General features: G+C 44.0%; 19 protein-coding genes and 1 pseudogene. 3 read left to right on the forward strand and 17 right to left on the reverse strand.

The features are described 5' to 3' along the window. Nucleotides 1–127 precede the first annotated feature (127 nt). The 5 genes from H540_RS0125080 to H540_RS0125100 all read right to left on the reverse strand — a co-directional run bounded on the left by H540_RS0125080 (nucleotide 128) and on the right by H540_RS0125100 (nucleotide 6875). A complete protein-coding gene (locus tag H540_RS0125080; RefSeq protein ID WP_028402904.1) occupies nucleotides 128–640 on the reverse strand; it encodes an adenine phosphoribosyltransferase in 513 nt (170 codons plus the stop codon). Further along, on the reverse strand, nucleotides 640–2991 hold the full coding sequence (gene recJ, locus H540_RS0125085; protein ID WP_028402905.1) for a single-stranded-DNA-specific exonuclease RecJ: 2352 nt from the start codon (nucleotides 2989–2991) through the stop codon (nucleotides 640–642). The genes H540_RS0125080 and recJ overlap by 1 nt, the downstream gene beginning before the upstream one ends. Nucleotides 2992–3043: 52 nt before the next feature. Next, nucleotides 3044–3940, reverse strand: coding sequence for a cation diffusion facilitator family transporter (locus H540_RS0125090; protein ID WP_028402906.1), 897 nt, complete (start codon nucleotides 3938–3940; stop codon nucleotides 3044–3046). 322 nt (nucleotides 3941–4262) lie between these two features. Continuing rightward, nucleotides 4263–6509, reverse strand: coding sequence for a protein translocase subunit SecDF (gene secDF / locus H540_RS0125095; RefSeq protein ID WP_028402907.1), 2247 nt, complete (start codon nucleotides 6507–6509; stop codon nucleotides 4263–4265). 81 nt (nucleotides 6510–6590) lie between these two features. Continuing rightward, nucleotides 6591–6875 (reverse strand): post-transcriptional regulator, encoded by a 285-nt coding sequence (locus H540_RS0125100; RefSeq protein ID WP_028402908.1) that lies wholly within the window; start codon nucleotides 6873–6875, stop codon nucleotides 6591–6593. A 184-nt stretch (nucleotides 6876–7059) separates the two neighbouring features. Between H540_RS0125100 and spoVB the strand changes: the two genes are divergently transcribed. Then, a complete protein-coding gene (spoVB, locus tag H540_RS0125105; RefSeq protein ID WP_028402909.1) occupies nucleotides 7060–8616 on the forward strand; it encodes a stage V sporulation protein B in 1557 nt (518 codons plus the stop codon). A gap of 104 nt (nucleotides 8617–8720) precedes the next feature. Here spoVB and H540_RS0125110 read toward each other — a convergent pair whose 3' ends face one another. Further along, nucleotides 8721–9377 (reverse strand): DUF421 domain-containing protein, encoded by a 657-nt coding sequence (locus tag H540_RS0125110; RefSeq protein WP_028402910.1) that lies wholly within the window; start codon nucleotides 9375–9377, stop codon nucleotides 8721–8723. Between the two features lie 152 nt (nucleotides 9378–9529). On the opposite strand from H540_RS0125110, the gene H540_RS0125115 reads away from it, so the two are divergent. Then, the gene (locus H540_RS0125115) at nucleotides 9530–9910 is read left to right on the forward strand and encodes a TIGR04086 family membrane protein (RefSeq protein ID WP_028402911.1); all 381 of its coding nucleotides are present in this window, start codon (nucleotides 9530–9532) and stop codon (nucleotides 9908–9910) included. Nucleotides 9911–9944: 34 nt separating this feature from the next. On the opposite strand, the gene yajC is transcribed toward H540_RS0125115, so the two are convergent. From yajC to H540_RS0125150, 7 genes are all read right to left on the reverse strand, one after another. Beyond that, entirely contained in the window at nucleotides 9945–10205 is a 261-nt protein-coding gene (gene yajC, locus H540_RS0125120; RefSeq protein ID WP_028402912.1) for a preprotein translocase subunit YajC, read from the reverse strand. A 27-nt stretch (nucleotides 10206–10232) separates the two neighbouring features. Then, nucleotides 10233–11372, reverse strand: coding sequence for a tRNA guanosine(34) transglycosylase Tgt (gene tgt / locus H540_RS0125125; protein WP_028402913.1), 1140 nt, complete (start codon nucleotides 11370–11372; stop codon nucleotides 10233–10235). Between the two features lie 24 nt (nucleotides 11373–11396). Beyond that, the gene (queA, locus tag H540_RS0125130; RefSeq protein WP_028402914.1) at nucleotides 11397–12425 is read right to left on the reverse strand and encodes a tRNA preQ1(34) S-adenosylmethionine ribosyltransferase-isomerase QueA; all 1029 of its coding nucleotides are present in this window, start codon (nucleotides 12423–12425) and stop codon (nucleotides 11397–11399) included. 21 nt (nucleotides 12426–12446) lie between these two features. Next, complete coding sequence (locus tag H540_RS0125135) at nucleotides 12447–12644, reverse strand: DUF2905 domain-containing protein (RefSeq protein ID WP_028402915.1); 198 nt, start codon at nucleotides 12642–12644, stop codon at nucleotides 12447–12449. Then, the gene (gene ruvB / locus H540_RS0125140) at nucleotides 12644–13645 is read right to left on the reverse strand and encodes a Holliday junction branch migration DNA helicase RuvB (RefSeq protein WP_028402916.1); all 1002 of its coding nucleotides are present in this window, start codon (nucleotides 13643–13645) and stop codon (nucleotides 12644–12646) included. Before ruvB ends, H540_RS0125135 begins: the two co-directional genes overlap by 1 nt. Before the next feature lie 5 nt (nucleotides 13646–13650). Further along, the gene (ruvA, locus tag H540_RS0125145) at nucleotides 13651–14268 is read right to left on the reverse strand and encodes a Holliday junction branch migration protein RuvA (RefSeq protein ID WP_028402917.1); all 618 of its coding nucleotides are present in this window, start codon (nucleotides 14266–14268) and stop codon (nucleotides 13651–13653) included. 85 nt (nucleotides 14269–14353) lie between these two features. Further along, nucleotides 14354–14884, reverse strand: coding sequence for a BofC C-terminal domain-containing protein (locus H540_RS0125150; protein WP_425388175.1), 531 nt, complete (start codon nucleotides 14882–14884; stop codon nucleotides 14354–14356). Nucleotides 14885–15247: 363 nt separating this feature from the next. Between H540_RS0125150 and H540_RS0125155 the strand changes: the two genes are divergently transcribed. After that, nucleotides 15248–16228: a phosphodiester glycosidase family protein gene (locus H540_RS0125155; protein WP_028402919.1), complete on the forward strand. Its 981-nt coding sequence runs from the start codon at nucleotides 15248–15250 to the stop codon at nucleotides 16226–16228. A 438-nt stretch (nucleotides 16229–16666) separates the two neighbouring features. On the opposite strand, the gene H540_RS0125160 is transcribed toward H540_RS0125155, so the two are convergent. The 4 genes and pseudogenes from H540_RS0125160 to H540_RS33875 form a co-directional block, all read right to left on the reverse strand. Next, nucleotides 16667–17416: a YhcN/YlaJ family sporulation lipoprotein gene (locus H540_RS0125160; protein ID WP_028402920.1), complete on the reverse strand. Its 750-nt coding sequence runs from the start codon at nucleotides 17414–17416 to the stop codon at nucleotides 16667–16669. 90 nt (nucleotides 17417–17506) lie between these two features. Then, nucleotides 17507–18247: an NAD(+) synthase gene (nadE, locus tag H540_RS0125165; protein ID WP_028402921.1), complete on the reverse strand. Its 741-nt coding sequence runs from the start codon at nucleotides 18245–18247 to the stop codon at nucleotides 17507–17509. A 29-nt stretch (nucleotides 18248–18276) separates the two neighbouring features. After that, the gene (locus tag H540_RS33870) at nucleotides 18277–19242 is read right to left on the reverse strand and encodes an aminoglycoside phosphotransferase family protein (RefSeq protein WP_162144560.1); all 966 of its coding nucleotides are present in this window, start codon (nucleotides 19240–19242) and stop codon (nucleotides 18277–18279) included. Further along, nucleotides 19229–19767, reverse strand: a pseudogene (locus H540_RS33875) (hypothetical protein); the annotation flags it as partial. The pseudogene H540_RS33875 and the gene H540_RS33870, both read right to left, overlap by 14 nt.

A 19767-nucleotide genomic window follows, 5' to 3' on the forward strand; every position in this document is an offset into this window, starting at 1 on the left:
TGCTGATTACACTAATTATATATTTCACCATTATAACGCAATTGCTGCAAATTGTGAAAAGGAAAGAAATTGCATCACCCGCGAGACCAAAATAGAAAAAGAGCACTCTTATCGAGTACTCAAAAAATCAGTATGTCATCAGCGTCAATACATCATATCCGTCAAGTTGGTTCCTGCCGTCCAAGTAGGAAAGTTCTACTAAGAAAGCAATTCCCGCTACTACGCCGCCAAGCTCCTCTACAAGCTTAATTGTTGCCTCAATCGTGCCGCCTGTTGCAAGCAAGTCATCAGTAATGAGCACGCGTTGTCCCGGACGAATCGCATCCTTGTGAATTGTTAATACGTCTTTGCCGTACTCTTTGCCGTACTCTACTTTTGCAACCTCGCGCGGAAGCTTGCCTTCTTTGCGTACAGGCGCAAAACCGACGCCTAAAGCGTAAGATACCGGACAACCGATAATAAATCCGCGTGCTTCCGGTCCTACTACAAGATCAATTTGCTTTTCTTTTGCAAATTCCACAATGCGGTCAGTCGCCGCTTTGTATGCCGCGCCGTCGTTCATTAACGGAGTAATATCTTTAAAGACAATTCCTTCCTTTGGATAATCCGGTACAATTGCAATATATTGTTTCAAATCCATTACTTAAATGCCTCCTCATGTGTAAAAGAACCGTTCTTCATATTATGAAACCATGCCTTCAGCTGTTGATACGTGGAATACACCAATTCTTTTTCCAATTGTAATTGATTTATTTTTTCACGATACGTTACCGATTCTGTTAAATCTCGTTTTTGTGTTTGATTTGATATAAAAATCACACCATCTTTTATTTTAACAAATTCCAGCTCAAAAAACACCATTGTCATAAAATTTACTGTATCTTTCGACCAGCCTTTATGCTGACAAAGCTGCGCGCCGTGTTTTACGATAGAAAACGGAGCTTGCTGGCGTAAAAATGCATAATACCATTTGAAGTGCTCTCTTGTCGGCACTGTGCTGAAGGTATGCTGCATTTCTTGATGAAATACCGCATACACCCGATCCGGAAATCCGTGTGACAGAAGCTCCTGCAAATGCTTCGTTGTCGGCGGCATATCCAATAACACAATATAAGAGCCTTCTAGATTCAAATGTTTTGCCTCTTTAGCTGAAACAAGATGGCTTTCATATCCTGCCAAAGGAATATGAGTGAGCGTTTCTTCACGGAAATATATAATTTTCAGTAAATTCGCCGGCAACGCGGCGAGATGTTTTTCAATGTTCCGCATGCTGCGCCAATCAAACAGCTGCCACTGTGTTACGGCAATATCAGAAATCATAAGCTGCGGCTTTCGGAAGTTGTTCCATTCATTAATGGATGCCTCACCGACAAGCGATACTGTTGATACCGGCGAGATTTCTTCGGCTGCTTTTCCGAAACCAAACCCAACACTGTCAAGCTTTGTCTGGCCGTCTCGCAGCGTAAGTTTCAAATGCGATCCGTCAGAACCGATTTGGCGGATGCTCTCCAGCTCCACATCATTCACTTGAATGCGCGGCTTCGGATTTCCTACGCCAAACGGGGCAAGCAGCTGCATTTCTTCGATGGCAGACAGCGTGATGTCTTCAAGTGTGCATACGGCATCAATTTTTGTAATCGGAACTAAATCCTGTTCTGTTAATTGCTTATCTGCCAATTCATTCAGGCGCCGGCGAAGCTCGTCTACATCGTTCATCTCCAATGTCATTCCCGCTGCCATCGGATGCCCCCCAAAATGCGGCAAAATATCCCGGCAGTCAGATAAATTGGCGAACAAGTCAAACCCCTCAATGCTTCTGGCAGACCCTTTAGCGATGCCTTTTTCCTTATTGATGCTCAAAATAATCGTCGGGCGATAATAGCGGTCTACAAGTTTGGAAGCGACAATTCCGATAACGCCTGCATTCCAGCCTTCCCTTGCAAGAACAAGCACTTTATTTTCATTGGGCGGATAATGTGCTTCTACCTCTTGGATAGCCTCGGCAGCGATTTGCTGCACAATTTCTTGACGAAGCTTGTTCAGACCGTCAATTTCTTCCGCAAGCTCCTTTGCCTCCACAACATCATCTGTTAACAGCAAATGAACAGCAGGTGCCGCATCCTCAAGTCTTCCTACAGCATTAATGCGCGGACCAATCGCAAACCCGACACTCTCTTCGTTCAGCTCATGCTGCTTGCTGTTTGCCACCTGAAACAGCGCCTGCAGCCCCAGACGTTTTGTTTGCTGAAGCTTTTCAATTCCCCGCTTTGCAAGCAAACGATTTTCGCCGTGCAACGGCACTAAATCAGCAATTGTGCCGATAACAGCAATATCTAACAGATGCTCCGGCACTCGTCCAAGCAACGCATGAGCTACTTTAAAAGCAACGCCGACTCCAGCCAAATCCTGAAACGGGTATATACTGTCTTCAAGCTTCGGATGAATAATGGCGTATGCTTCCGGCAGCTGAAGCGGCGGCTCATGGTGATCTGTAATGATTAAATCCAACCCAAGCTCTTTCGCAAGACGCGCCTCGTTTACGGCAGAAATCCCCGTATCCACTGTGATAATGAGAGAAAATCCGGCATCCTTCGCCCAGCGAAATGCCCCTTCATTCGGTCCATATCCTTCTGTAAAGCGATTTGGAATATAGAACTCGACCTGTGCGCCAAGCTCCTGTAAAGCAAGAAGCAAAACAGTCGTACTGCTCACTCCGTCTGCATCATAATCGCCAAAAATTAAAATTTGTTCGCCCGTTTCAATCGCGTGCTGTATTCTTTGCACAGCGCGGTCCATATCTTTTAATAAAAATGGATCGTGAAAGTCTTGGCGTTCCATATAAAGAAAGTTTGTAATCTCTTCTTCCGTTTCTAATCCTCTATTGATCAACAAAGAGGTAACGAAAGGCGTGAGCTGCAGCGAATGGGAAAGCTGCTGCACAAGCTCTTCATTACTCGTCTTTTGTTTCCAACGCGTTTTCGCTCGCAACAACGAAATCACCCCTTAACTAAACCATTATACTAAATAAGGGATGACTTTGCTATCATTCATCAGGTGAATACGGATTAATATGAACGAATACGTTTTCTACGTTCTCCTGCTGCATTAATACTTCTTTTACATGTTTGCCGATGCGATGCCCCTCTTCGACTGTAATGTAAGGATCGACAGACACCTTAATATCGACAATTACATAATGGCCGTGTTCTCTTGCATAGAGAGAACCAATCTTTTTCACACCGTCTACCATCATAACCGCCTCTCTCATCGGCGCAATATCTTCCTCATGCAGCACGTGATCCAGCGTTGTATGAATCGCTTCGTTTCCAATATCCCATGCCATTTTAATGACAAGCAAAGAAACGAAAAGCCCTGCAATCGGGTCAGCATATACAAACCATTCCATGCCGAGTTTATCTCCTATAATAGCAGCACCGATTCCTACAAGGGCGGCAAGAGAAGAAAAGACGTCCGAACGATGCTCATATGCATTGGCAATAATCGCGTCGCTCTTAATCCGCTTGCCGAGCTTATATTTGTATCGGAACATCGCTTCCTTGACTACAATGGACAAAATAACCGCTATGAGCGTAATCCATTTCGGCGGCTCGATTTCGTGCGTAAATGCTTTAATGGACGATAAGGAAATTTCTATGCCGACAATCGCCAACAGCACAGCTACAATAATGGCTGAAATTGACTCTGCCTTGCCGTGACCGTATGGGTGATCTTCATCCGGCGGCTGCTTTGCGGCGCGAATTCCGAACAAAACAGCTAAAGAGCCTACTACATCAGAAGCAGAATGCACCGCATCTGCAAGCAACGCTTTACTGTTTCCAATATAGCCGATAATCGCTTTTACTGCGGCAAGTACAATATTCCCGACAATCCCTACAACGGCGCCGAATTGCGCCTGTTTAAACCGTTCATCTTTCTCCATTTGTAAAATCCTTTCTGTAGAGAAGTAATGAATGCTAGGAAATGTATCTCTATATAGAATATGAAAAAACATCAGGTTTTAAGCAAAAAAGAAGATGCCCTTTAGGTGACATCTTCCTTTTTAAAAGATAATTTATAACATCCCGCTCCAATGCTTTCCGTTATTCCTCTCTGTTTGCAGCCCATGCCACTCGCAGTATACACAAAAGAACAAACCTATATGCTTAGAAACATAGGAGCGGACGTGCAGTGCTGCCATACACAGCAGGTGCTTTATGCCCACCTAAAAAAACTGAGCACGGGATACCCGTGCTCGTTTTTTCTTATACTTGCAATTCCGGTTTCGGTTCTGCTTCTTTCTTGCCTTTTCCTTTCTTTAAGCGGCGCTTCTCAAGAAGTAACCAAATTTGAGAAGCAACGAAAACGGAGGAGTATGTTCCTACGATTAGACCGATTAATAAGGCAAAAGAGAAGCTCCGAAGAGACTCGCTTCCGAAAATTAATAACGCGATAACCGGCAATAGAACTGTCATTACAGTATTCACGGAACGTCCCAGCGTTTGACGGATGCTTAAGTTTACGATATCCTCCAAATCCTGTTCTGTACGAATTTTGCGTTTTTTGTATAATTCACGGTTTCTGTCAAATGTAACGATAGAGTCGTTAATAGAGTAACCGACAATCGTTAGCACAGCCGCAATGAACGGCAGATCTACTTCCAGACGGAGGATACTGAATGCTGTAATAATAAAGAACGCATCATGCAGCAGTGCAAGAACTGCGGAAACAGCATACGTAAAACGGAAGCGAATGCTCACATACAGGATGATCCCTACAGATGCAATCATAACAGCGATGAACGCATTGCGCGCAAGCTCTTTTCCGATTGTCGGGGATACCGTGCTCACGTTTGGCTCTGAACCGTATTTATTCTTCACTTCGCTTTTTACTTTTGCAATTTCATCTTTTGAAAGTACCCCTTTAGAACGGACAGCGACACTTTTGTTATCAGTTCCGGTTAAGACGATATCTTCAGTCTTTACACCGAGCTTGTTTAAATCACTGTTCAGTTCGGAAACGACAATCGGTTTGCTGCTCGTAATGTCCATGCGCGTACCGCTTGCAAAGTCGATGCCGACGTTTAGCTTAAACAGTGATAGGACGATGGCACCGACAATCATAACCGCAATGGAGAACATCAGGAATGCATGTCCTACCTTCACGAAGTTAATGCGGTCAAATTTCGTAGGCGCATGCTCAATGCCCTTGGAAAGAGGAATAATATCTTTTCGTTTTACACCAAAATATTCAATCTTTTTATCAAAATAGCGGCTTTTTACGAGAAGACCCAATAAAAAACGCGTAACCCCTACGTTTGTAGCAAAACCGACGATCAAGCTCACCATCAAGCTTGTCGCGAAACCTTTTACTGCACTTGTTCCGCAAACAAACAATACAACAGCCGCAAGCATCGTAGTAACGTGCGCATCCAAAACCGTCAAGAAGGAATGACGGTTACCCGCACGATATGCGGCCATCACCGATTTTCCTATCTTCAGTTCATCTTTAAAACGCTCATCCGTAATGATGTTGGCATCTACTGCAATCCCTACCCCGAGAACTAGCGCCGCGATGCCCGGAAGCGTCAATACAGCATGCATCCAATCGAAAATAAGCAGTGTTATGTAGAGATACATGCCCAGCGTGATAACAGCCACCACACCCGGTAAACGGTAGTACACCAACATAAATAAGAAAATAAGCCCTATACCGATAGCGCCGGCAAGAATTGTTTTCTGCAGAGCTGTTTCGCCGAATTTCGCTCCGACTGAAGTCGAATACATCTCTTTCAGGTCAACAGGAAGAGCGCCTGCATTCAATAAGTTAGCAAGTCCTTTCGCTTCTTCCGGCGTAAAAGAACCTACGATAGATACGTCTGCTTGATTAAATACTTGGTTAACAGTCGCAGCTGATAAATATTTCGGCTTCGGTTTGCCCGCTTCTGCTTTATAAGAATCTTTTCCTTCTTCAAAGTCAAGCCAGATGACCATTAAATTATTAGGTTTCATTGCCAATATTTTTTCCGTTACACTGCGGAATTTATCAGCGCTTTTCAGCGTTAATCCGACGCTTGGACGGCCTTGCTCGTCAAATGTCTGCTTAGCGCCGCCCTCTTTCAAATCTGTTCCATCCAGCAAAATGTTATCATTTACATCACGGAACGTAAGCTTGGCTTGCGTAGACAGGATTTCCCTTGCTTTTGACTGATCTTGGACACCAGCCAACTGTACACGAATACGGTCTTTTCCTTCAATTTGGATATTCGGCTCGCTTACCCCGAGGACGTTTACACGATTCTCGAGTGCATGCACTGTGCTCACGAGCACATCGTGCGTAATTTTATCTCCCTTTTTTGCCGGCTTTACTTCATACAAAACCTCAAAACCGCCGCGCAAATCAAGCCCAAGGTTAATGCCCTGCGTAATATTTTTTGTTGTTGCTCCAATGATGCCGCCCACAATAAGGACGATTAAAAAGAAAGCAACGATTCTGCTGCTTCGTTTAGTCATGAGTGATATGTGCCTCCTTCTACTACACTAACAATAGCAATACATCAATTATATGAATCCGCAAATGTACATGTCAAATTTTTACTTATTTTCGTACTCTTCAAATGACCAAAGCGGTGCTTTGTAAGCTTCCATTGTTAAATATGTCATATAATCGCTTGTGGAAAGCGTCAGCACATCGTTGACGAGCTGATAGATTCTCGTCTCATCGCTTGGCCGTTTCCACTTTTTGCTTCTCAAACATTCCCATATCTCTTGGACTGTTACTCGATCGTATCCTAGTAACCTGAATTCATCTACTTTGCTTTCTAGCACAACTTGCAGCTGCTCGCGATAAGCGTCTACCGGATGTTCTTTCACAACCATCGCGCAAATCCTCCTTCGTTTATTTGGGAGTTTAAAGAGTATATACACACAAGAATTTTCTTAAAGTTTCAAAAAAATCTTATAAAAAAATGCTTGTACACATACACCTTGTCATGCTTGCCTTATGTATTGGCATATAGATTATTGTAAAGCATTCTAGGGCTTTTGAGAAGGTGGGAAAGAAATGACGAAGCAAAGCTTTTTGCGCGGCACATTTATTTTAATGCTGGCGGGGTTGATTACAAGGGTTTTAGGTTTTGTAAACCGGATTGTTATGGCGAGAATTCTTGGAGAAGAAGGAGTCGGTCTGTATATGATGGCCGTCCCCACATTTATTTTAGCTATTACTGTTACCCAGCTCGGCCTGCCTGTAGCGATTGCCAAACTCATTGCTGAAGCGGATGCCACAAACAACTCGCAAAAGGTAAAAAGGATATTGACTGTTTCCTTAGCCATCACGCTGACGTTAAGCGTTGTCTTTACACTAGGAATTATGATTGCAGCTCCCCTCTTATCGCAAAAATTTTTGACAGACTCGCGAACGTTTTATCCGCTCATTGCCATTTTGCCTGTCGTTCCCATTATCGCCGTTTCATCTGTACTTCGCGGGTATTTCCAGGGAAAGCAAAACATGAAGCCAGGTGCCTATGCGCAAGTCATTGAGCAAATCGTGCGTATTACTCTTATTGCGGTTTGCATTCGCGCTTTTCTGCCGCTCGGCATTGAGTATGCGGCTGCCGGGGCTATGATTTCTGCAGCTGCCGGCGAGCTGGTCTCGTTATTGTACATGTTTCTTATGTTTCGCCGTGAAAAACATATTACAATTCGTTCTCAGTTTTTCCACACAGTCAAAACGAGCAAAGATACGTTTCAATCTCTGATGTCAATCGCCATCCCCACTACCGGAAGCCGATTTATCGGATCCGTTTCCTACTTTTTAGAGCCGATTGTCGTTGCGCAAAGCTTGGCAATTGCAGGTGTTACGGCTGCCGTTGCCACGAAGCAGTACGGTGAGCTGAACGGTTATGCGCTGCCGCTGTTATTTTTGCCTTCTTTCCTTACGTACGCCTTGTCTACTGCTCTCGTTCCCTCTATTAGCGAGGCAATGGCAAAGAAGCAGCATCAGCTTGTCGAATACCGGCTGCAGCAGGCCCTTCGCCTTTCTTTCATTTCCGGCGGCTGGTCGGTTGTCATCCTTTATGTGTTTGCTTCTCCTATTCTCACTCTTATGTACGGTACAGACCATGCGACTGTGTTTATTCAGCTGCTTGCGCCTTGTTTCATCTTTTATTACTTTCAAGGTCCGCTCACTTCTATGCTGCAGGCGCTGGATTTGGCAAAGGCAGCTATGATGAACAGCTTGATTGGATCTGCAGTAAAAATCAGCGTCATATTCGCTCTTGCCTCCCGACCCGAATTCCAAATTATGGGGGTTGCATTAGCAATGGCAGCCGGGCTCATCACCGTCACAATGCTTCATTATGCCACGGTGCTAAAGCGCATTACCTTCACTATTTATGCCAAAGATTATATATATGGGATGATCGCCATTCTTGTTGCAGGCGCTGTCGGATTTCTCTGCAATACGTATCCGTTTTCGTCTTCACTAGGTATTCAAACGCTATCGTCCATCACAATTACAACTTTTGTCTATATACTCCTGCTCATTCTATTCCGGCTCGTTCGCAAAGAGGAATTGCTGCGCTTGCCGATTTTACGCAAACTATCATTTTTAAAATGAACCTCCCCCACTTACCGTTACACACCATTTGCACACTTGAAGTGGGGGTATTCTCGCCTAACTTATGATAAAAGCAGCCTCTTTCTTTGATAGAGGCTGTTTTTTTACTCATCTTTTACATCCACAAAAAACTGTCCGTTTTGAAAGCTGCAATACGAAATTTGTTTTAGATCCTTATATCCGAGCTCCCGCAGCTTTTGCCGAAGCCATAAATTCGTTTTGTTCATCGTTGCCAAATGCTCGTCTTGAATAATGCCGTCAATGATAAGCGGTAACGTAAAAGCAGATGTTTCGTTTTCACTCTTTTTTTCTTTTTGCTTTTGAAATACGGAAAGCTTACCTGATGGCTCCAAAATCGCATAATCGACATCACGGATATCTCCTATATCCTTTTCCCGCAGCTGCATCAGCAAATCATCGAAATTATAGCGCTGCTTGCGCATTTGTTTTTCATCGACCTTGCCTTGCCGGATAAGTATAGCAGGTTCCCCGTCCAGCAGCTTACGGGCTTTTTGGCTTTTAAGGGAGATAAAAGCGAGCGCCACCTGCATAAGCATTAAAACCAACATGGGCGTAAGCTGATGCCAAATGGATTTATCCGGATACTCGATCGCAACTACCGCCAGTTCACTCAGCATCAAAAATACAACGAGATCGAGTATGCTCAGTTCTCCAATCTCCCTTTTCCCCATCAACCTGAAAATAATAAGAATAATTCCGTACAATAAAACGGTTTTTCCGATTGTTTCAAAAATCTCCACCGTCATCCCGCCCTTTTTCTGATTTCTGCATCGCCTAGTTTTCCCTGACATCTTAAAAACTATAACGCTTCACTTTTCTTTTTCTGTTCATCAAGAAACTAGTCTAACTCGTACATCTATGAAATATGCTTGTATTAGAAAGGGGGATTATGATGACAGGAACAAAAAAACTATCCGCAGCCATCTTGTTTGGCCTCGGTACCATTTTATTGCTCGCTACTGTTGTGAGCTTCTGTATCGCGCTGCTCGCAAAGCTGACAAAAATCAGTGACTCTTCTTTAATCATTGTCGTCTTTATTCTTACACTTCTTTCTATGCTTATTTCCGGTTTCGTGTCCGGCGCGAAAGCAAAAATGAAGGGATGGCTCGCTGGCGGCTCTACAGGCATTCTGTTTTCTTTCCTTGTATTTCTTGTAAATTATTTAGGATATTCCCAACCGCTTTCAAAAGAAAATATGCTGTACCATCTCGGCCTCATTGCAGCTAGCACAATCGGGGGCATTTTCGGAGTGAACACATCAAAAAAAGAATAAGAAAAAAACTTGGCAACCGGAGTTGCCAAGTTTTTTATTTCGTTGCGACTTCACGAATCGCATTGCGCTCAAAAGTAAGATGAGAGCCATCTCCTGCTTTAATCACAACTGTTGTATCAGAAATGGAGTCAATCACACCGTGCAAACCGCCGATTGTCACAATGCGATCGCCTTTTTGCAAGCTGCTTTGCATCGTTGCTACTGCCTTTTGACGCTTTTGCTGCGGGCGAATAAGCAAGAAGTAAAACACTGCAAACATCAATACAAGCGGCAATACTTGTGTAAGCATATTCATGTTTAAAATCCTCCCTTACTATGTATATTAGAAATTTTTTGCATTCGGCTTGTTAAAGCCATATTGCTCAAAGAACTCCTCGCGGAAATCACCAAGTCGGTCTTCGCGAATGGCTTGTCGCACCTGCTCCATTAATTTTAGCAGAAAATGCAGGTTATGGTAAGATGTTAATCGAATTCCAAATGTTTCATCACACTTAATTAAATGACGAATGTAAGCGCGAGAATAATTCTTGCATGTGTAGCAATCGCAATTTGGATCAAGCGGTCCGAAGTCTTTAGCATATTTTGCATTCTTAATGACCACACGGCCTTCGCTCGTCATGCATGTACCGTTTCGCGCAATTCGCGTAGGGAGCACGCAGTCAAACATATCAATGCCCCGAATAGCGCCGTCAATCAGTGCATCAGGCGATCCTACTCCCATCAGATAGCGAGGCTTGTTATCCGGAAGCCATGGCGTTGTGAATTCAAGCACACGATTCATAACGTCCTTCGGCTCTCCTACCGACAGGCCGCCCACTGCATAACCCGGAAAATCCATAGAAACCAGATCGCGCGCGCTTTGACGGCGAAGGTCTTCATACTCTCCGCCCTGGACGATACCAAATAATCCTTGGTCATCCGGACGCTGATGCGCCTTCAGACAGCGCTCCGCCCAACGGCTCGTGCGCTCTACGGAACGCTTCATATAGTCATATTCCGCAGGGTACGGCGGGCATTCGTCAAACGCCATCATAATATCGGAGCCAAGAGCGTTTTGAATTTCCATCGCTTTTTCAGGAGATAGAAACAGCTTATCACCGTTCAAATGGTTGCGAAAATGCACGCCTTCCTCTTCAATGCGTCGGAATTCGCTTAAGCTAAATACTTGAAAGCCGCCGGAATCTGTTAAAATTGCACGATCCCAGTTCATAAACTTATGAAGGCCGCCTGCCTCGCTAACAATTTCATGGCCGGGACGAAGCCATAAATGATACGTATTGCTTAAGATAATCCCTGCGTCCATCGCTTTCAGCTCTTCCGGGGACATCGTTTTTACCGTCGCGAGTGTACCAACCGGCATGAAAACAGGCGTTTCAAACGAGCCGTGCGGTGTATGAACACGGCCGAGACGCGCACCAGTCTGCTTGCATGTTTTAATCAATTCATATGTTACTGCTGTCATAGATGAACTCCTTTCTCAAGCTGGTCATATTACCAGCATCGCATCTCCAAAGCTGAAGAAGCGATATTTTTCATTCACTGCTTCATGATAAGCATGAAGCACGTGCTCTCTTCCTGCCAATGCACTCACAAGCATAATAAGGGTTGATTTTGGCAAGTGAAAGTTTGTAATTAATCCGTCAATTGCTTTAAATTCATAGCCGGGATAGATAAAAATATTCGTCCAGCCGGAAGCTGCTTTAAACGTGCCGCCTGTTGCAGAAGCAATGGTTTCAAGCGTACGCGTAGAAGTCGTACCGACTGTAATAATGCGGCCGCCCTCCTGCCTAGTGCGGTTTAAAACTGAAGCCGTTTCTTCCGACATATGATAATACTCGGAGTGCATGTCATGCTCTTCAATTTTATCGACCGAAACCGGCCGGAATGTTCCGAGACCGACATGAAGCGTGATGAAGGCAATCTCTACACCTTTTTCCCGCAAAGCTTCCAAAAGCTCCTTCGTAAAATGCAAGCCTGCTGTCGGAGCTGCCGCCGAGCCGATTTCACGTGCAAATACAGTTTGATAACGATCGCGGTCATCCAGCGTTTCTTTAATGTAAGGAGGGAGCGGCATTTCCCCAAGCTCGTCCAAAATTTCGTAAAAAATGCCGTCATATGAAAATTTCAGCTTGCGACCGCCTTGCTCGCCCATTCCAACACACTCAGCTTTCAGCTTTCCCTCTCCAAAAGAAAGGATTGTGCCTTCCTTCACACGCTTTGCCGGTTTCACAAGCGTATCCCAAGAATCGTCTTCCTCCTGCTTTAAAAGAAGCACTTCAATGTGAGCGCCTGTATCTTCCTTTACGCCGTGCAAACGCGCTGGCATCACCTTTGTTTCGTTTAAAACAAGGCAATCTCCAGGACGAAAATACGTAAGAATATCGAAAAAATGCCTATGCTCAATATCTCCTGTTTGGCGGTTCAGCACCATAAGACGGGAGCTTTCCCGTTTTTCCAGAGGAGTTTGTGCAATCAGCTCCTCCGGTAAGTGAAAATCAAATGCGTTAATGTCCATAATTCCACCTGTTTCTATCATTCATTTGAACTTTCCTATAACATACAATACGAGCGACAAAATCACACTCAGTAAAATAGACGTAACAATAGGAAAATAAAAAGTTACATTCCCTTTTTTAATTAAAATATCACCAGGAATCCTCCCGACAAATTTCCATATAAGACCGATTATGATAAAGATAACGCCAAGTGTCAAAAACAGCTTGGAAAAATCCATTACGGCTTAGGCACCTCCAAACCGAAATGTTCATACGCAAGCGGCGTTGCAATGCGGCCGCGCGGCGTACGCTGTAAAAAGCCGATTTGCAATAAATACGGCTCATATACATCTTCGATGGTATGCGCTTCCTCCCCGATCGTTGCCGCCACCGTCTCCAAGCCGACCGGACCGCCGCGAAACTTTTCAATAATGCCAAGAAGCAATTTATGGTCGATATGATCAAGTCCAAGCTGATCGACTTGCAGAAGCTCAAGAGCTGTTTGCGTAATCTCGAGAGTAATGACACCATTCCCCCGCACTTGCGCAAAATCGCGGACGCGCCGCAGCAAGCGGTTTGCGATACGAGGGGTTCCGCGCGCTCTTTTTGCGATTTCCATTGCTGCACTCCGGTCAATTTCCACCGCAAACACCTCTGCCGTACGCTCTACAATTTGAGAAAGCTGATCCGTATCATAATATTCCAAACGGGACAATACACCAAAACGATCCCGAAGCGGAGCAGAAAGAGCTCCTGCTCGTGTTGTTGCACCCACTAACGTAAATGGAGGCAAATCAAGACGAACAGATTTAGCTGTAGGTCCTTTTCCGATGACAATATCAAGACAGAAGTCTTCCATAGCCGGATACAGCACTTCCTCCACAGAGCGGTGAAGGCGATGAATTTCATCAATGAACAAAACGTCTCCAGGCTCCAGCGCTGTCAGCACCGCCGCCAAATCTCCCGGGCGCTCAATAGCAGGTCCCGAAGTTGTGCGCAAATTTACACCCATTTCATTAGCTATAATATTTGCCAACGTTGTTTTCCCTAATCCCGGCGGTCCATATAATAATACGTGATCGAGCGATTCTTCTCGAAACTTAGCCGCTTCAATAAAAATTTCTAAGTTATGCTTAACCTTCTCCTGACCGATGTATTGCCGTAAATGCTGGGGACGAAGGGAATACTCGAATTCCACATCCTCATACACCGATTCTCCCGAAACAAGACGTTCATCCATGCTTCTCACCTCTTACCATTTAATAGAAGCTGCAGCGCCTTTTTAATATATTGATCGGTTGAAAGCGAGTCCTTTAAGAGTTCAGGCACAACACGCGAAATCTCGCGCTCAGCATAACCAAGCACTTTTAGCGCCTCCAGCGCCTCTTCCAGCTCTGTAGACACGCTTGACGATTTTTCCAGCTCGGACGGATCAGAAAATAAATCGGGCATTGCGTCCGGAACGATATCGGCAAGCTTTCCTTTTAAGTCCAGAATCATTTGCCGCGCTGTCTTCTTTCCGACTCCCGGGAACTTCACTAAAAACTTCTCATCTTCGTGTTCAACAGCCTGTACAACCTGTGCTGTTTGACCAGCTGCCAGAATGGCAAGCGCACCCTTCGGTCCAATTCCCGATACACCGAGGAGCTTCATAAATAAAGCACGCTCCTGACGCGTTTGAAATCCATATAATGCAATGATATCTTCTCTTACATACTGATATGTATAAACGCGAATGCGCTGTTCACTTCTTCGAAATATATATGGATTTGGCGTGAGCAGCTGATAGCCAATTCCGTCATGGTCCAGAACGATATACTCCGGTCCTACAAATTCTACGCAGCCTGTGATATATTCAAACAACTTTTGACCTCTCCCTTTTCAGTCATGTATTTCATTTTATCACAAGTTGCCGTAAGCGGACAAAAAAGAATGAGACTAGCATATGCTAGTCCTTTTTGACAGAATAATTCTTCATAGTTTCTAACACTTCCACATAACGCTCCTTCGATTTGATTCGAATGCCGCGTTCCAGCTGCTGTCTCTTATAACTTTCCAGCTTTCTCATGTCGAGTTGAAAGAATGAATGAATGACGTTACGCGCATCAGGTATTCCTTTAAAGATTTGCAGTACACCTTCTTTGGAAACACCGAAGTAGCCGCTTGTTTTCAGCAAGGGCGATATATCGTCCACGCGCTTGTGCAACACGAGCTGCACATCATCCCGGTCTACAAGCTGCCAATCTTGATACTTTTGCAAGGTGGCCTCAAGAGAAGTTGTTTTCTCTGTAAAAATTTCCTCGCTTACTTCTCCATCCAAGTAAGTGCGCTGCAAAATAATCGTAACGGAAGGATCTTGTTTTTCGCTTAGACTAACCATTCCGCCTGGCATTTTCGCAAAATTCTCTGACGGAAAAAATACCTGTACGAAAATACCGCACGCAATCACCGTCATTATTACCTTCATTATGAAGTTCATACGCCTCCACCTCTTTGAACTTGGTAAGTAAATCTTCTGCTCTTTAGTGTGACCATCTGTAGAGGTTTTATCCAATTCAAAGAAACAAGAAAACCGTGCTCAATTCTTCTTAGGTGGGCATTGGGCGCCTGCCGAGTGTAGTAACGGTCAAAGCCTTTTAGACACCCTCGCCTGGGTCTTTTGACTAGGCAAACAGATTTGTTCTTTTATGTATCGTATAGAGCACCATAGGTTCCAAAAGTAAGAAAAGTAATGGGAAGATATGTCCTTTAAATAATTGCTATCTATTAAGATTCTTCTGGATTACTGATAAACATAAGAAAAAAAAAATGTGACATACTAAGAAAAAAAGAAGGTAGTCATATGCGGCATTGGATAAGAAAAGGAATAAAACGAATAAGTCTGGCACTCCTCATTGTCCTTGCAGGAGGAATGATTTGGCTGTATGGTACGAATTCCGGCCATAAACTTCGCGAAATGATAGCAGGATCTATTCTGTCATCACAGCACCCGCAATTTGCAAGATTGTTTTTATCGACAAATGAAATTCAGCAATTGGAAACTGCTATTTATGCACCGCCAACGCAAAAATCAAAGCTTCCCAATGTTATGTTTTCTCGTAAAAAGCAACCCTTATCAGTAACTGTTGAAACGATTGAAGACCCGCATTTCACAGCAAAAGTAATGAAAGTAAACGATCCAACTGCCATTCATTTAGTGAGTACGAAATATCATGACCAGGGACAACCGTTATCCGAGCTCATTGAACAAAATGGGGCTATTGCCGGTATCAACGCAGGGGGCTTTCGAGATCCGGGAGGCGTCGGACGAGGCGGACAAATCATAGGTATCGCGATTTCTGATGGCATCATTCGTTCAGAGCCTGGATTTAATCGAGAGGCACATAGTCTTGTTTGCGGATTCACTAAAAAGGGACAATTCATTACAGGAACGTATTCCATTAATGAGTTAGAAAATATGAACGTAACACAAGCCGTCACATTCGGACCTCAGCTGATTGTTGATGGAAAGGATATGGTAACGGATCAAGTTGACGAAGCGTTTGGCTGGGCACCTCGAACAGGAATCGGGCAAGATTCGCAAGGGAATGTAGTAATGATTGCAACGGACGGGAGATTTTATTGGAACAAGCATCATCGGGGCGCCTCCATGAGAGATATGGTGTCTCTTTTCCAAAAATACGGATGTACGAATGCATTTGCCTTAGACGGCGGAGGTTCCACAACGATGATTTATGAAGGAAAGCTGCAACTGAAACCTGCAACTGAAACGGCGGTGGGTATGCGATATCTTCCAAATGCATTTGTAATCATTCCAAAATAACAGGCACTAGAACCCTGTTGATTGAGTACTCCTATCTACCGGCCGAATGTTTCATCTTTCGGTCGGCGGTTATTTACCTCTAACTCTAACCATGTAATACAAATAGCAACATAGAGCTGTAACAGATCATTGGAACTATATACAAGTGAACAAAAAAACGTCTTTTTATAGTGGGGAGAGATCATTCGGCGACGTACAGAAGCGGTCAAACTTTTGTAGTGGTTCATGCAAGGGTAAACAAGAGGGAAGGAGCATACCATATTCCCTTTTGGTTGCACATAGCACATGGAAATGTTGAAATTATCATTCACTCATATATAAAAAAACGTTTGTCAACAGCTTTTTAAAATAATTGTATATGATAAGTCTCCTTAACTTTATCATTTCATTCAAAAAGGAGAAACGCCTCTTAAGCGTTTCTCCTTTAAAACCTCGTATTTATCGCAGCATACGGTTATGATCGGCACGAACGGATTGAAACATTCCGTTTAAATCTTTGTTCATTTCGTTTGTCATCGTACCGTTACGCAAATGCGAACTTATATCACGGACGCGGTTATACATGCTTTCATTAACGGTAACATGTAAGCTTCGTCCTGTTGCATATGGCATAGCTGCTTTAAGCACCTTGTCCTCGACTGTTTTCGCGTTTGCCGTATTGCGCGCTTTTACTGCAACAAGGATATCGTTGCCATATACAACAGTAGACACGCGGTCTACATCCCCTATACGTTTTACACGGTTTGTGATTTTTTCCGCTGTCGCACCGTCTGCATTTGTATAATAACCGTTCATCGTAACGTTTCGTGTCGGATAAGGATTAGTTATGTGACCGTGGAAATTTCGGTCGGCATAATAATTATACCCGACAGCATTTTTATTTCTGTGAATTTCCTGATTAATTTTGGAGTATTTCACATTGCCGTAGTCATCCGTTTTTGGATTACGGTACGTTACGCGGTTTATATCCATATCTGTATATCGATCCGTTACGCTGCGCGGCCTCGGTACATAGCCGTAGGCGTTTGGATAATTATTGAAACCATAATAAGACGTACGCTCATAACCATAGTCATAAGCGGTTTGCCTCTTCTGACTCTCTATAGCGGTATTTTTCGCTGGATTACAAGCTGTCAAGGCACCGACTATCAACAGGGATGTTGTAATTAACTTAAGTTTCTTGTTCAATACAAAAACCCCCTCTATTAAGATGAACCTTTAAAAGGCTCAATCTTATGATGACTTTTGAGGGGGGGTTTTAAACTGTCAGTATTTAACTCAAAACTTTGGCGGCGCTGCTGCCAAACTGCGCTTATGCTCGGAGCGCGCATGCATTTTTTCGATAATTTGGCGGTCTTGTGCCGGAATTTCTTCGCCTTTTAAGTATTTATCAATCATGGCGTACGTTGTACCCATCTCATTTTCATCCGTTTGCCCTTCCCATAGGCCGGCGCTCGGCGCTTTATGTATCACTTCGTCTGGTACGCCAAGCACTTTTGCCATTTCGCGCACTTCGCCTTTTGTAAAATGAACGAGCGGCACTAAATCAACTCCGCCGTCACCATACTTTGTAAAATAACCCGTATGCCATTCCGCCGCATTATCTGTACCTACTACAAGATAATTAAAGTTATTGCCTACTGCGTATAATGTTGTCATGCGAAGACGCGCTCTCGTGTTCGCGTCGCCAAGCTTCGCTTTTTCTTCGTTCCATGTTCCGCCGTCTTTTAACTGCTGTTCAATTGCACTAAACAGCGTTTGATGCGTTTCTGTTAAATTTACTACATAATGATCGATCCCGCAGCTTTCCACAACTCGCATCGCATCTTCTTGATCTTTTGGATTGCTCTTGCAAGGCATAATCACGCCAACGGAGCTTTCCGGGCATGCACGCTTAATTAAGTGTGTTACAACTGCGGAATCGATACCGCCGCTAATTCCGACGATTAAACCGTTTGCGTTCGCTTCCTTTACTTTCATTTGCAGCCATTCAACCAGCTTCTGGATTCTGTCTTCCATTTATAGTACTTCCTTTCCTGTGTTTGTGATTATGTTATCATATTATATAATTTCTGAACAAATGCCAACCGACATCCATGCTGATTTTTTGTGAATGTTATGATTCGCTCCTCAAAAACCTGACGCTGCTCTGAGGAAAGCGATAAAAAGTAATCCCATTCGCGGAGAATATCTCCCGGGAAAATAAGAGCAAGCAAAAACGGCAGCTCGGAAAGCAACAGCCTGATTTGCTTATATTCATAAAGAGCATCGTAAGACCAATTTAAAAACGGAAGCATACAATAGCAATATTTAATGTAATCATACATAAGCGGTCCAAAGCTGACACAGTCAAAATCAATGAGATATATTTGTTTTTCTTTTATAAAGTTATGCTCAACAATGTCTCCATGTATAAATGTATGCGGCAAAGAATGCATATTAACATATTGTAATTTCGCTAAGGACGTAAACGCCCATTGCATCACATGTTCTGCCACAGCTTCTCCAAGATAAAAGGCAGCTGTCTCACGGTTGCGCTGAAACTTAGCCGCTCGCATGCTCCATTTTGGCAGCCATGATAAAGCTGGAACGCACGAAAGCAATGGCAAAGGAATTTGCTGTGCATGCTTATGATAATTTGCAAGTACACCAATTCCCTCCGTTCTATTTTCTTCATTCGCAAAGGAAAATGGTTCCATATGCTCCACATAATCTGTCAGCAGCCAATAGACAGAAGCAAATTGCTGATACAAACTGCCGTCCGGAAACGGTTTAGTGTATGCAGCAGATGAAAATCCGGTATTTTGCAAGGCATGCAGGAAATACAGCTGCTGCTGCACTTTTTCATAATGACGGTAGCCCTTTACTATATATGAGCTTTCCGCTGTTTCCGCAAGATATACGAACTGCTTCAGCATGGTAACTTTCATTACCGGCAAACGGCAGCTTTTCAAGAACAAAAAAAGGCGATTCGTAAACGCATCGCCTTTTTCGTTTTGCTTATTCTTTTTCATCGTCATCCACGTTTGGCACTCCGAACATAGCAGTCGGTTCCGGGCGATAGTATGGTACTCCTGGCTGCGGCGCATATGGAACGTACGGCATGGCTTGATAATATGGTGCTTGCAGTGCTTGCGGATAACTTGGATAATACGGCGCGCCGTGCATGGACGGAGGCGGGGTGTATGGATATATCGGCTGCTGTTGTTCATCACATCCGCAATCCTCCTCCGCATATCTAGGCGGTACGTTGTTTTCGGCCATTGCTGGCGCTGTACTCGGCATATATAAAGAAGATGAATCATAAGGAGCATGCTGAGTTGGCTGCATGAAGGAGGAAGAATCTTGCGGCATATAAGCTCCCTGTACATATGCTTGCTGAGGAGCATAGTAAGGTGCGTACGGCATTGGCGCCGATGCGTATTGTGTTGGTGCATATGGACTAGGTGCATACGGCATGTGAGGAGGTGCACCATACATAGGCGCTTGACCTCCATACATTGGCGGTACAGGCATTTGATAGTCATACGGCATATAAG

The organism is Ectobacillus panaciterrae DSM 19096 (assembly GCF_000430785.1).
In the GTDB taxonomy this organism is placed as follows: domain Bacteria; phylum Bacillota; class Bacilli; order Bacillales; family Bacillaceae_G; genus Ectobacillus; species Ectobacillus panaciterrae.